At 57.0% G+C, this 13,865-nt stretch carries 10 protein-coding genes and 1 pseudogene; 4 read left to right on the top strand and 7 right to left on the bottom strand.

Annotated features, from left to right (window positions below):
* Positions 1-200: 200 nt before the first annotated feature.
* The 6 genes from GNZ13_RS50635 to GNZ13_RS50610 all read right to left on the bottom strand — a co-directional run bounded on the left by GNZ13_RS50635 (position 201) and on the right by GNZ13_RS50610 (position 7,249).
* Positions 201-1,082: an IclR family transcriptional regulator gene (locus tag GNZ13_RS50635; protein ID WP_236002568.1), complete on the bottom strand. Its 882-nt coding sequence runs from the start codon at positions 1,080-1,082 to the stop codon at positions 201-203.
* Positions 1,083-1,303: 221 nt separating this feature from the next.
* Complete coding sequence (locus tag GNZ13_RS50630; protein WP_172178981.1) at positions 1,304-2,449, bottom strand: acyl-CoA dehydrogenase family protein; 1,146 nt, start codon at positions 2,447-2,449, stop codon at positions 1,304-1,306.
* 106 nt (positions 2,450-2,555) lie between these two features.
* Positions 2,556-3,725, bottom strand: coding sequence for an acyl-CoA dehydrogenase family protein (locus GNZ13_RS50625; protein ID WP_172178980.1), 1,170 nt, complete (start codon positions 3,723-3,725; stop codon positions 2,556-2,558).
* A gap of 118 nt (positions 3,726-3,843) precedes the next feature.
* Positions 3,844-4,476 carry an NADPH-dependent FMN reductase gene (locus GNZ13_RS50620; RefSeq protein WP_172178979.1) on the bottom strand — a complete coding sequence of 211 codons (633 nt, stop codon included), beginning with the start codon at positions 4,474-4,476 and terminating at the stop codon, positions 3,844-3,846.
* Positions 4,477-5,078: 602 nt separating this feature from the next.
* On the bottom strand, positions 5,079-6,320 hold the full coding sequence (locus tag GNZ13_RS50615) for a CaiB/BaiF CoA transferase family protein (RefSeq protein WP_172178978.1): 1,242 nt from the start codon (positions 6,318-6,320) through the stop codon (positions 5,079-5,081).
* 125 nt (positions 6,321-6,445) lie between these two features.
* Positions 6,446-7,249 carry an enoyl-CoA hydratase gene (locus GNZ13_RS50610; RefSeq protein WP_407945723.1) on the bottom strand — a complete coding sequence of 268 codons (804 nt, stop codon included), beginning with the start codon at positions 7,247-7,249 and terminating at the stop codon, positions 6,446-6,448.
* Positions 7,250-8,376: 1,127 nt separating this feature from the next.
* Between GNZ13_RS50610 and GNZ13_RS50605 the strand changes: the two genes are divergently transcribed.
* Entirely contained in the window at positions 8,377-9,036 is a 660-nt protein-coding gene (locus GNZ13_RS50605; protein WP_172178977.1) for a TetR/AcrR family transcriptional regulator, read from the top strand.
* Positions 9,037-9,441: 405 nt separating this feature from the next.
* Here the strand turns inward: GNZ13_RS50605 and GNZ13_RS50600 are convergent, their stop codons facing one another.
* Positions 9,442-9,768, bottom strand: a complete 327-nt coding sequence (locus tag GNZ13_RS50600) for a DUF4148 domain-containing protein (RefSeq protein WP_172178976.1) — start codon at positions 9,766-9,768, stop codon at positions 9,442-9,444.
* A gap of 649 nt (positions 9,769-10,417) precedes the next feature.
* Between GNZ13_RS50600 and GNZ13_RS50595 the strand changes: the two genes are divergently transcribed.
* From GNZ13_RS50595 to GNZ13_RS50585, 3 genes and pseudogenes are all read left to right on the top strand, one after another.
* Positions 10,418-10,963, top strand: a complete 546-nt coding sequence (locus GNZ13_RS50595) for a glutathione peroxidase (protein ID WP_172178975.1) — start codon at positions 10,418-10,420, stop codon at positions 10,961-10,963.
* A 700-nt stretch (positions 10,964-11,663) separates the two neighbouring features.
* Positions 11,664-11,912 (top strand): annotated as a pseudogene (locus GNZ13_RS50590) (transposase domain-containing protein); the annotation flags it as partial.
* A gap of 612 nt (positions 11,913-12,524) precedes the next feature.
* On the top strand, positions 12,525-13,667 hold the full coding sequence (locus GNZ13_RS50585) for an epoxide hydrolase family protein (RefSeq protein WP_172178974.1): 1,143 nt from the start codon (positions 12,525-12,527) through the stop codon (positions 13,665-13,667).
* Positions 13,668-13,865: the final 198 nt, after the last annotated feature.

Raw genomic sequence — 13,865 nt, 5'->3', positions numbered from 1 at the left:
CTCCACGAGGTCGCGCAATGTTTTCCGGACAGATTTCCTCGATTTGTTGGCTCGCGCCAGCAATCACATCAACGCCCGGGCTTCAATTGGACGCACAGCAGAAATGTTTTGCGACAGCCTCTGAAGGCCGAGGTCTTCAGCCCGGGGATAAACGTTGGTGATTACTCAGCTGGAAGTGGAGCACCCCATGACGTTCGACGCTAGGCCAGTTGTGCGCCGACTGTCCCGGCAGCTTCTCGAAGGTCGTTCTCGAGCTGTCGCAAGGACTTCGGGGTCATGTGATGTTCGAAGCCTACTACTGCTATGCCTCGGGTAGCCCGGTCGGCACCCTTTGGTAGCAGGGTTGCAGCAACAATCACCCCACGCATGTAGTTGCCAAGGTCAACCGCAACCCCCTCGAGCTTCGTCCGCTCGACTTCGGTGCACCAGTCCTCAAAGCGAGGGGGTTTCTCCCATCGCAAGGCGCTGAACTGCCTCTTCAGTTCGTCCCGAGGCAAGTTTCGCGCAGCCGCAACACAGCGCCCCGTAGCGCTGATGTACGCCGGGAAACGGCTTCCAATATTGACGTGCAGACTCACCATGTGATTCGACCGTGATAGGGCTACGACAACCATCCGGTCCCGCGTATCAAGCTCGATTGCGATGGCGGTAACCTGGTGCTGGGATGACAATTCATCCAGCACGGGCTGCACCAGCTTCGGATATTCCCGCGCCCCCATCGCCGCACGAACCAACGTCATGAGTCCGATGCCGGTTCGATACGTCTTGTCAACCGGATCGAACGACACAAATCCCTCGTCGACCAACGCGCGCAGCACGTGGAGGCACGTGCTCGGCACCAGGTCCACCCGGCGGGCAATCTCGTTCACTCCCAGACCTGAACGCTCGCCCGCCAGAAGGCGAAGAACGGCAGCAGCACGTGCCACAGCCGGAGCCCGACTTGCGCTCAAGGCCCCCTCCGTGTCCGCCTGGCCGATATTGGATTCCGATTGTAGCTTCACGTCTCTTCTCGCAAGCTTGTATGTGGAGAGAAAATCTCGGAATCGAATATACGGCAGACTCGAAGCGCTGCCTAGCCCCATGTCCCGCACCCTGCCCTGTTCAGCTATCGACACGCGAGGCATTGCCGCATTCCGCTCGCCTTACCCGCGCCTATGCCATTCACGCGGCTTCAGGCAGCCGCGCGTCGGTCGCAGCTGGCATTCCTGGCGCCAGCTACAACACAAGTAACGTGTAATCCGCGTAGCGACTGAACACCGAAGCAGTAGTGGCGTAGCCAAGTTTCTTGGTCAGACGTAGATATTCAAGGTTCGCGTGAATCCAGCAGGTCCGCGTATCGGCGAATGTGCCGATCAGTCGTACCAAAGCGAAAGTTAAACGTTTCTATGCGACGAAAGTGATGGCTGACGTCCAGTTCGTCCGTGGTGCCGATACCACCATGTATCTGCACGGCAGACTGTGCCACCATGCGCCCAACTCTCCCCACAAGTGCCTTCGCTGCGGACACCGCCCTTTTTCGTTCGACCGGGTCGGCATTAAGCTGAACCACTGCGTGATGGGTAATCGACGACGACTGCTCACACCCTACCAACATATCCACCATCCGGTGTTGCAGCGCCTGGAATTTCCCAATTGGCGCTCCGAATTGTATCCGTGTCCGCGCATATTCGACCGTCTTGCCAAGCAGAGTTTCCATGGATCCAACAGCATCCGCACACATCATCGCAGTAGCCTCGTCACAGATACGTTCGACAGCCTCTCCATTGTCGTGATATTCACCGATCCAGGCGTTCGACGGCACAAACGCCTTCTGGAGGTGGACAGTCGAAGTACTTCCTCCATCAATTGTTCGGGCATGATTCATCTCGACGCCGGGGGTATCCACCGGCAGAAGAAATGCCCCAATTGTGCCGCCAGTTCCTTCGATCTTTGCGACTACCATCACGAAGTCGCTCCAGATGCCGCCGACAACCCCCGTTTTTTGGCCGGTGATGTTAAATCCGCCCACGGCCGGCGACGCTAACGCCTTCACCTGACCGACCTCAGCCACGTCATTTCCCTCTTCGCAAGCGAACGCGATGATACTGTCGCCCTCTATCACTCGAGGCAGGTACTGTGCCTGTTGAGTCGTAGTACCAACACGAGCCAGAAGCGCCGCCGCGGAGATGACGGTTGACAGGTATGGCGCAATTACAAGGTTCTTGCCGAACGCAGACATGATTAGCATCGCTGTCATGTGATCCGCTCCTGATCCGCCGCAATCCTCTGGCAACGTTGCACCGAGTACGCCAAGTTGCCCTAACTCCTTCCAGAACGGCCTGTGAAAGCCGCAGTGGTCACGTATTGCCGCTTGGCGGACGTCAAACCCGTACTGTTCGACTGTCAGCCGTTCCACCATATCGCGCAGCATGCGCTGCTCGTCGCTTAACGTGACATCCATTACATCCATGTGCCCTTCTCCTTTGCAGAGCATTCTCTACATGATCCATCAAGGAAAGCGTGCTGTTAGTTGATGATCAAATGTACCTGTGAACGTCATCCTGTCCTGCAACGGACTACAGTTGCAGCGCCGCTTTTGCAAGGATATTGCGCTGAATCTCGCTGGATCCTCCGTAAATCGTTGCCGCGCGCATATTCAGGTACCTCGCCATTGCCACCTGTGCGTCTCGCCGTGCTGTGTCCGACTCCGCAGGGTCGTAAGTAGAAAGCGACGCCTCACCGGCCGCTAGCACGCATAGTTCGCTTGCACGCTGCAGCGTCTCAGTTCCGGCTAACTTGAGCAACGACGTCGTCACCCCGGTATTCTTCGAATCGTTTCCGGTGAGCATTCGTAACTCTCCCGCTTCGAGCGCATCGCACTCAATGCTCAGTTCCGCGTAGCGCCGACGAAAGTCGGCATCCTTCCAGCGTTCTTCGTCTTCCTGCGCAATCCGCCGTGCCTGCAACAACAAACGACGGACGCGTGGTCCGTAAACACCACTCCGCTCGAATTCAAGCAAGCGTTTTGCGACAGTCCAACCCGCACCCTCTTCCCCGATCCGGTTCGCAACTGGAGTTCGAACACCGTCGAAGAAAACCTGGTTGACCTCATGCTCACCCGACATACTGATGATCGGATGAACTGTTACTCCCGGCGAGTGCATATCGACCAGGAGAAAGCTTATTCCCTCCTGCGGACGCTGGTTTGTCGAGGTCCGGACGAGCAGAAAGATCCAGTCAGCACAATGAGCGTGTGTGGTCCATATCTTTGTACCATCGACGATATACTCTTCTCCTTCGCGGTGTGCACGGCACTTCAGTGCGGCCAGGTCCGATCCGGCACCCGGTTCAGAGTAGCCTTGGCACCAATAGTCTTCACCCGATCGAAGCCGCGGTAAAAAGCGTGCCTTCTGCTCTGTCGTTCCAAAGTGAATCAGGATGGGCCCGAGCATCAGCAGGCCGGCTGACGACAGCGTGGGCGCGTTAGCGAGCGCACACTCCTGCTCAAAGATGTACTTTTGTGCAGCCCCCCAGCCCCGCCCGCCGTATTCCTTCGGCCATGTCGGCGTAATCCAGTCTCGCTCGTATAGTTTGCGATGCCAGACGCGGCCAATTTCCGGTGGCGCAAAAACACCAATTTGCTCACGCCCTGCCTGTCGCAGATCGGGCGTCAATGCTTCATCCAGGAACGCTCGCACCTGAGCGCGGAATTCAACTTGATCAATACTTTCAAGAGAGTCGGACATGGAAGTCGTAACCGATAAACGTTGGTGATTACCCAGCTGGAAGTGGAGCACTCCATGACGTTCGACGCTAGGCCAGTTGTGCGCCCAATGTCCCGCACCCTGCCCTGTTCAGCTATCGTCACGCGAGGCATTGCTGCATTCCGCTCGCCTTACCCGCGCCCATGCTGTCCACGTAGCTTCCGGCAGCCGCGCGCATTCGAGCGAATTCGACGACCTGCTTTGCCACCAGCTCCAACTGTCTCTCGACTGCACCATCAAGGCACTTTCCTTCCGTATCGAACACTCTTGTGCTGCTATTGATTGCCACCCCCATGGGGGTCGGCCAACCGCGAAGCGCGTGAGCAATTGATCGCATGGCCGCCAGCGTGCTACCGGTTGCCTGCCAGCCGAATGCGCAAGCTATGCATCCTACGGCGCGGCCATCAAAGTAGGCGGCATCATCGTCGCGCATATCTTCAACGTAATCCAAAGCGTTTTTGATAAGACCAGAAACCGATCCGTGGTAGCCCGGTGAGGCAACAACTATCCCGTGGCACCGTCGAAGCAGGCCAACCATTTCTGAAGCATTGTCGCAACGCTCGGAACGATCCTGTGAATACATCGGAAACTCAAGGTCCGGTCCAGCTACGATTGCGGTCTGAGCGCCGGCGCGCTCCGCCGCTTTGAGCGTGAAGCGCAGAGCCAATTCCGTCGACGAACCGGACCTCGATGTGCCACCTATTCCGACGATGAGGGGAACAAAATCTGTCATTTCCAGCCCTTTCTCCTAGCAACAGCACAGCAGAATTTGCCTTCGTGGTAGCAGCGCGTAATGGAATGAATCTAGCTGCTCACGCGCGCCCTGCCCCGGACACGCTCAACTATTTATCTTTCTCAGATGAACATCCCGACGAACAGTTAGGCAACCTCATTGGTTCATCACCCTCTCGGTGCGTGATTTGTCATGAACCAGAAACTGGGGCTGGAAAGCTCCCTGCAACAGCCCTTCAACAACAGCGGTCATCCTGCTCCTCCACCTGATTGAATGCTTTTTTACAGGGCGCCTGCCCTTTCCTGCTAATCTCACCTATAGAATACGCGTTCAATATGTACAATTCAAGAAAGGGCTTGCACTTAGGGGCAATTCAGAGTGACTGGCAACTGTCAAAACCGAATATCCGCGAAGTAACGCTCCCACATGGGGATCGAAGGCAAGCGCGGCCGGTTTGATGTCCGTCTTCAGAGACATTAACGCCTTTTCGGGTGCACCCCCTTCGCGCCGCAATTCCTATACTCGTGACAGCCTCGGGCATTAAGGCGTCGTTGCCAGGAATAGCTGCTGGCGGCCGGCTCATTGCGCGATGGCAAACCATCTCACGCCTTTTTTCTGCGATTTCGTGACACAGCACCGGTGGAAACGAGTTCCGCTATCTCCTGCTGACCATACCCGGCTTGCGCGAGTACGGCATCGGTGTCCTCGGCAAACGCTGGTGGCCTCCGGCGTACTGATCCGGGCGTACGCGAGAGCTTGATTGGCACGCCTGTCCCGCGATAGCCAGCAAGTTCGACAACCATTTCCCGCGCTAGCGTATGCGGGTGGCCTAATACATCGGCAACCGAGTTGATCCGCGATGCCGATACGCCTGCGTCCGTCAGCCGCTGGCAAAGGACAGCCGCATCGATATCGCGGATTGCCGGTTCTATCTCTGCGCGCAGTGCAAGGCGGTTTTGCACGCGCAGCGAATTGGTCCCGAAGCGCGGGTCCTCGAGAAGGTCATCCCGTCCGATCGCGTCGCAAAAGCGGCGAAACTGGCCATCATTGACAACGCCGAAGAACACGTCCCCATTGCCTGCGCTGAAGGTGTCGTAAGGAGAGATGTTCGGATGCGCATTGCCTGTCAGGCCTGGTACCTTACCCGAGGCAAACCAGTTCGACGGATGCGGATGCAGCAGCCCTACCGCCGTATCAAACAGCGAAGTATCGACAAACTGGCCCTCACCCGAGCGCTCCCGCTCGGCGAGCGCCAACAGGATCCCGATGACCGCAGACAGCCCGGTCGCAATATCGACGATAGGAATCCCGATGCGCGTCCGACCGGTCGTTTCATGACCATTGATACTCATCAAGCCACAGAACGCTTGCACTACCGCGTCGTAACCCGGCAGCGATGCGAGCGGTCCACTCTGCCCGTATCCGGAAATCCTGCAGTAGATCAGCCGTGGAAACCGGGCCTTCAGCACGTCGTCGTAATCCAGCCTCCATTTCGCCATAGTGCCCGGCAAAAAGTTCTCGACCACGACGTCGGCATCTTCGAGTAGCCGAAATAGCACGCTGCGTCCCGCGGGTTGCGCCAGATCGATCGAAATCGCGCGCTTGTTGCGGTTCAGGCCGTGGAAATATGCGGCGCTGTCGCCTATGAACGGCGGACCGAGATCGCGCGTCTCATCGCCCTGCGGCGGCTCGACCTTTATTACGTCCGCCCCGTGATCAGCAAGCATTTGGGTGGAAAAGGGACCGGCAAGGACCCGCGCCAGGTCGACCACCTTGATGCCTCCAAGTGCCCCCGTCGCAGTGCAGGATTTCCCCTTTTCGATCGTGCCAGATTCGCAATTCATTTAATAGTCCTATATAAACGGACTGGTACAATTCCAGTCCGTTTTTTTCAGCTTGCGAGCCTGGTTCCGGTTCGCGCGTGACCCGCGGACCCATAGGCCAGGCCGCCGCCAGGAAGACCGTTTCCCTACCCAGCAGACGCTTTGGTCCGTGCAATAGTTTTGTCGAGCCCGCCCGCGCGAATATTCTTATATTCCTGCGTCGTATGACATAGCTCGTGCGTGTCAAAGTGCGCCTGGATGGCATTCCTGAAGCCTTGCATGTCCGCTGTCCGATTGAGCGACCGCTTGAGCATCCTAATCGCAAATGGGGGGGCCTTCGCCACTTCATTTGCCAACGCGAGCGCACCCTCCTCGAGCGAGCCGGACGGGAAGATCCGGTTGACCATTCCAAGCCGAAGTGCTTCGTCCGCAAACATCTTGCGGCCGGTGTACAGGAATTCCTTTGCGGCCCGCAGTCCCAACACCCACGGATGAATTAGAACTTCTGTCGCAGCCGCAGCCAGCGTGGCACACGTGGGGTCAACAAAGAAGGCATCCTCAGATGCTACGACCAGGTCACACATATTCGCCAACATGAACCCTCCCGCGATACACGCTCCCTGGACTTGTGCGATGGTGGGCTTGGGGAAATCCCAGAGCCGCAAGCAATAGCCAAGGTAGCGCCGCTCTTCATACACGTACCGACTCTCGACCTGGTCCGGACGACTCATCGCTTCCTTCACATCGTGGCCCGCGGAGAAATGCTCTCCCTTCCCTCCAACTATCACGACACGAATATTGTCATCATCGGCACAACGTGATAACGCATCGTCAAGTTCGTCCAGTAGCAATGTCCCTTCTGCGTTGCGCCGTTCCGGGCGATTGTGCGAAATTCGGGCAACCTGCCCAACGATTTCGAAAGCGATATCACGGTATGGAGCGTCCTTCACCTTTCTTTTCCCCTGTTTGCGTATTGAAGCGGCGTGAGATTTCCATTGCGAAAAAGAGTGAGCATTGCAGAAACCTCACGTTGATCAAGGCAACGCCCGACCTGGCATTCAAATGGGTCATCTCGATTGCTCGCTCAAAGCTCTTGCGATTCAACCGCGCCGGGATGGTATTTCTGAAGCCATACATGTTCGCTGACCTGTTGAGCGATCGCTTGATACGTCCTAGTCGCGAATGCAGACTTCCCCACTTCATATGCCAATGCGAGCGCGCTTGGAGCCCCTTGAACGTCGGCAAGGCGTTCTAATGGTTGTACAAACCCGTACACACTCCGATACTTTTCTCGTCCAACTTTGCCGTCAAGTGTGATAAGGAGCCCTGCGTTCCTCCAATCTCCACGATATCCATCTGACGCTCCGTTGCAGGTCGAGCGACTGATACTCGAAGGTTCGAATGACCCGACCCATTGTTTGCAAACCGGTTACGCGGCACAACCGTAGCCCCCAATCGTTGACCGCTCCGGCGCGCGAAGAAAAGCACGCCATGAACCGTCCTAATGCCGGAAAAAGAAGACTTCCTGGGAGCCGGTCACTCGCGATGACTCAGCGCGTGTGCGACGGCGCTCTTAGTGCTCGAAAACTGTATCGCGTAGACGGACCGGAAGCCCCGGCATCGGTGCAGCCAGTTGTCGATGAGCCAATACAACAATCTTGCTTCCGCGCTCATCTCCTGCTCCTCAAAAACCCGTTGATGCCCGCCGCACCAAACGCTTACGGTGTCCGGCACATCACTGTTGATGCCGGGCGGCCCAAGTTTCACCGCGTAGACGGTTCGTCTTATAGGTCCATAGACCTATATTAAGTGTGTGTCGACGCACATGCAAGGAACAGCGACTCGGGGAAAGTACCGATATTTCGACCCGATACCCAAACTTATCGTACCCTTTGATCTAGCGATACCGGGGAATCGCTATGTTTTATCGGTTTAATGACCTATACTAGCCGAGGTATAGCCCGTGGCGGTTAGTGCTTTTCGGGGCGTCTTTGATCAGCACAATGCAGGTTCAGTGAGGCTGAGTCTGCGTCGCGACCTCAGGTCCCTTCGACCATTCCGCGACCGAGGGAGGGGAATGAAACAACTGACTATTACGGCGGAGGAAATGTCCTCCACCAAATCGGCAAACGGGGCCAAGCGGCGGGGCAACCGGACCACGCGCGTGCCTGAAATCCTTGAGATTTCAATAAATGCATTCGCCACCGAAGGGTATGCGGCGTTCAACCAGCGCCGCGTCGCGACCGAGGCCGGGATTCGACTGAGCACGCTTCAGCACTATTTCCGAACCAGGGAGGACTTGCTTCGGGCAACTGTGGAAGCGATGGCCGAACGCTACCTCGATTCGTACCGCAAGATTTCAAAGGATAGCTTGCTGGCGCCTTTGGCGCGTCTGGACAAGATTGTCGACGAGACGTTTGCCGCGCTAGCGCGGCCGGATAGCAACTTCAGCACCTTTGCAATTGAACTCTGGAGTTTGGCCGAGCATGAGAACTTTGCGCGTGATCTGCTGACGGAGATCATGGGGCAAAACCAGGAGATCTTTGCCAGCCTAGTTTCGAAAATCAACCCAAACTTGTCGTCAGAGGACTGCACCCTGCGAGGCGCCTTGCTCATATCACACTTGCAAGGATTGCTCATCTTTGTACGTCGAACTGGCAAGAACACTCTAGATCTCGATGCGCTTCGCGCCCTTACGAAGGTAGTTTGGAGAGCACTAAGTACCGCACCACAATGAGGTTTCGATGACTGAAAAGTGGTCTCGACCACAAGCTTCAACGCGGCAGACTCGGGGGTCGGTGGGAACGAACTTCTCGAATGTGGTTTGTGAGTTCGAGGCCGATGCCGCTGGTTTGTCCGTATAGGCACACCTTCAATTCGCCCCGAAAAATCAGCACATCCAAGCTGCGCTGTCTACATCCGCCTTGCAGACCCGGCCTGAAGGCCGGGGATAAATCCGTTGGGAAAGTGCGCGCAAATGGCGCCCCAGCGTCGTCGGGATGTTTGACTCCGATAGCCATTTCTCCACTCTGGCTAGCTTTTTGTATTCTGCACCGCTGAACGAGTGTTCGCGTTGCAACTGTCGTAATCGCACCTCCGAAGGGAGTTCAATACGAGTTCGTGCCGCATCTTCCCTTTGTCTTTACTGGCTTGCGCCACCGGCAGCAGCGGCCTTTTTCTGTGCGTTCTGCAGGTTCTGCGGGTAGTTAGGGTCGTTCACCCCGGGCTGGTAGCCCTGTGCCTCGAGCTTCTTCAATTCAGCCGAATTTTTCGCACGCGCTTCCTTGCGCTCCGCTTTGCGTTGGGCTTTGAGTTGCTTCTTCTGCGCAGCCTTATCGCCAGGTTTGACGCCTGAGGCGGCCTGATCGACAACGGCTGCGCTGGCGGCGGTCTGCGCAAGCGCCGGCACGACGTGGCCCAGCAGTAACACTATGGCGACGAAAGTCATCTTGCTAACGGATGAATGCATCGGCTACTCCTTGTCTATTGTTGAAGTGAACTTGCTTACAGCATCACAGTTAGCGCAACGCTGCTCCTGAATCGTACAGCAATCTGATCATCCACCAACGTCGCAGGCTTCGTCACTTCCTGACCGTCGACACCATAAGCACGACAACGCATTACCATGATCATCGGTCTCATTGTACGAAATCCGGTGGCGCCATCTAATTATAAGGATTCCAACATAACCAAGCAGAATTGCCCCCACGTTAAAACTCTAAACCATACGGGTCATCGTTACGTTGATCCACGTCAGCATGGAGCCCAACATCATGGACGGCTTCTGGTTGATAGTGAGCCTCGGTGTCGATCAGGCTACAAAGGGGAAGATCGCCGTCGCAGCCCATGCTGCCTGTTCAGCCTCAAATACCAGCTGCAATTCGAGGATTCATCTCATACTTCGCTCCGTTTTGTATATATACAAATGTATATCCTATTTGACAAATAGACAAGCGACTCCTAAAGTGGGCTTCAAGCTAGCAGGCCGTAAAAACATGGAGACACTTCAAGATGAGCAAACTGACGGCATACACTTCCTATGCCGATGCACAACGGCACTTCAGCGCTCGTCGCGCCTTCGCAGCTTAAGCATCCCGGCCCATTAAATGAGAATCAGCATGAGCACGATCTACGACATCCCCCTCAAGCGCATCGATGGCACCGAAGCAAGTCTGGACGACTATCGTGACAAGGTACTCCTGATCGTCAACACCGCCTCCAAGTGCGGGCTGACGCCGCAGTACGAAGGACTGGAAAAGCTCTACCAGGCTAAGCACGCCCAAGGGCTGGAAATCCTCGGCTTTCCCGCCAACAACTTCAATGGACAGGAGCCGGGCACCGACGCCGAAATCAGCGAATTCTGCTCTTTCAACTACAACGTGCATTTCCCCCTGTTCTCAAAAATTTCCGTGAGAGGCGCGGACCGACATCCGCTTTACGCTGTGATGACACAGGCGCAGCCGACGGCGATCGGCGACGGCCCGTTCCGAGAAGTGCTCAAGGGTTATGGCATTGACACTGGCGCCCCGGCCGACGTGCTATGGAATTTCGAGAAGTTCCTGGTCAGTCGACAAGGCGAGGTCGTAGCGCGCTTCGCCCCAGATACGGTCGCCGACGATCCGCGCCTGTTACAGGCCTTCGACGCGGAACTGGCCAGGCTTTGAGCCGACATCCCCCTTCGTGCCGCAGAAGTATCAGTCAAGCAGCCGGAGGAATATCCGAATGGGAGCGTTAAAAACCTTGGTTTTGTAATCTGAGGCAAGCCCGAATTGATCCAAGAGCTCGGCAGCTTCGCTCGACAATGGTTCCTTCTATGAGCAGCGCTTTTTCAAACCGCCTAGGCGAACTGGTTAATCAAATAGGATCAAACCGCGCAGCTGCTACGCGATAACGTGGCGTCAGCTGATTGAGCAAGTGTCTAAGCGTCGCCCGAGTGAAATTCAGTGCGCACACCTTCCGCCCCGGACAGTCGCAATCAGGAAGGTGTACTGAGATGAATTGGCGAATCAGATCCTCGTCGATCTGATCAAGCTCGATATCACTACATGTGAGCCAGTACGAGAAGTGGGCCAGACAGGCAAGGTAATGCCCAATGGTATGAAGCGCGTAACCGTGACCGCGAAGGTAGTCGACGTATGCGTGCCGGCTCGCCGCGAGAACACTATCTTCAAGCTGATACCACGATCGAACTCCCATTTGATCTTCGTACGTGGTAGTTTCCTCCGAGGCAATAGAGTCCCTCAGCAGAGCACCTTTTATTATGTTCAGCAATCGCAGGATATCGCGTGCCGAACAACGCTGGTCGACGCGGAACGCGCTGCGTGTAACCTCTCTGGACCTTGCATAATTCCGTCACACGGATAAGAGCGCGACATCAGGCCATTCTGCACCGGCAGATCCTCGTGGCTGTTCAGTGACACGGTTGCCGGAGCGAAAGCGAGCGCAATGGTCTACAGCCTGATGCTCACGTGTCGGGCCTGCAATGTCGAACCCTATGCATACCTCGTGCACGTGCTCACCGAATTGCCGCGGCGTGCACCGGATGCCGATGTCACCGACCTGCTGCCCTTCAACTTCGCGAAGCTCGCGGCTGCAGCACGTAACCCCAGTTGATCCAACCGGCGCATTGACGCGAACTTCGCCGTTCCGTGTGCTGGATTGCGCGCTTACGATCAGCCAACGCAAAGATTGCCCCTCCGTACCCATCTCCTGCTCCTAAAACGCTTCCCGAGTTCTCCTACCCGGCCCCGGTTGGCGCGCCTTCTGGTTCGCGATCGCCAGTGGGTCCGTTCTACGGCCGGCAGCTCGACGACGCTGTCGCGGTCGACGAAGCCAAGTTCCTCGACCGCTCTCAGACGCGAGCATACGCCGGCGACGAGCAACGTAACTGCTGGATCAGGGCCTCGCCAGCATGTCGGATGCCCGGTTCAGATTCTGCCCTTGTCCCGTATCAAGGACGCCCATCACCACCCGAACAGCAACAGCGAGATCGGAAGAGCCTCCGGCCACGGCTTCAGGTATTCATCGAAGTCCCTGACTTGGCCCATCTTTATGTATAGGTCTATAAACCTATATGACTTTCTGAAGTTTCATATCTTACAATCAAGATTCGGCAAATAGATAGAGGCTATATGGGATTTTTACCCTAGATAGACTCTGCTTGAATGTAGGTCCTACGACTCCTATTATAGGTCTATAGACCGAATTCAACAAAGGAGACGCCGGATGAATGACACCATCACCCCCTTCACCCTCGCCATTCCGCAGGCGGACCTCGAGGACCTCAACCGCCGCATCGACCAGACCCGATGGCCGGACGCGGAGACGGTGTCGGATTGGACCCAGGGTCCACCGCTCGCCAAGATCAAGGCGCTGGTCGACCATTGGCGTCATGGCTACGACTGGCGCCGCTGCGAAGCGACGCTGAACGGCTGGGGCCAGTACAAGACCACCGTGGACGGCCTCGACATCCATTTCCTGCACGTGCGGTCGAGACACGAGAATGCCCTGCCGCTGATCATCACTCACGGCTGGCCAGGTTCGGTGATCGAATTCATGAAGATCATCGGTCCCCTGACCGACCCGACCGCCCATGGCGGCAAGGCCGAGGACGCCTTCCACGTAATCGCCCCCTCGCTCCCTGGTCACGGCTTCTCCGACAAGGCGACTGAGACGGGCTGGGGCATTCCCCGGATCGCTGGCGCCTGGATCACGCTGATGCGGCGCCTCGGGTACACACGCTGGGTCGCGCAAGGCGGGGATTGGGGCTCGGTGGTGACCACAGCCATCGGCGTGATGAAGCCGGATGACTGCGCGGCGATCCACGTCAACATGCCGTTGGTGTTTCCTGAGCCCGACCAGCTCCAAGACATGGATCCGTTCGAGCAAGCCGCCGTGGAGTCGCTGGCCCATTGGGAGGAAAAGGGCTCTGGCTATTTCAAGCAGCAGTCGACGCGACCGCAGACGCTGGGCTACGGACTCGCCGACTCGCCGGTCGGCCAGGCGGCCTGGATCTTTGAGAAGATGTGGGCCTGGACCGACAATCAGGGAAACCCCGAAGACGCCCTGACCCTGGACGAGATGCTGGATAACATCATGCTCTACTGGCTGCCGGGGACCGCGACCTCCTCCGCCCGGCTATATTGGGAAAGCTTCGCCATGGGCGTCGCGTCGGTCAGGCTGGAGATTCCCGTAGGCGTCAGCGTCTATCCGCGCGAGACCCTCCGCCCCTCTCGGCGCTGGGTCGATCGGTGGATGCCGAACCTGATCCACTACAACATCCTGGAACGGGGGGGCCACTTCGCCGCCTGGGAGCAGCCGGCGCTGCACGCCAAGGAAATCCGCGACTGCTTCGCCAAGGTGCGCTGAGCGTGGCCGCGCCAGGCGCGGATCCGCGCAAGCTATTCGCCTGAGGGTCGGTTGGGCCGCCTGCCGACGGCGGCCTAGGAGACCGTCGGAGTTGAGGTGAAGCGTAATTCAAAACACTTCAAGGTCCGACTGAGTTCGCGCCGGTTTGCGGACTCACTTCGTCGTCGACACGCAATGAAAGCAATTTGAAGGCTGATT

This window comes from Paraburkholderia elongata, assembly GCF_013177735.1.
GTDB lineage: Bacteria > Pseudomonadota > Gammaproteobacteria > Burkholderiales > Burkholderiaceae > Paraburkholderia > Paraburkholderia elongata.
This window is presented reverse-complemented; position numbering and strand designations above follow the sequence as displayed.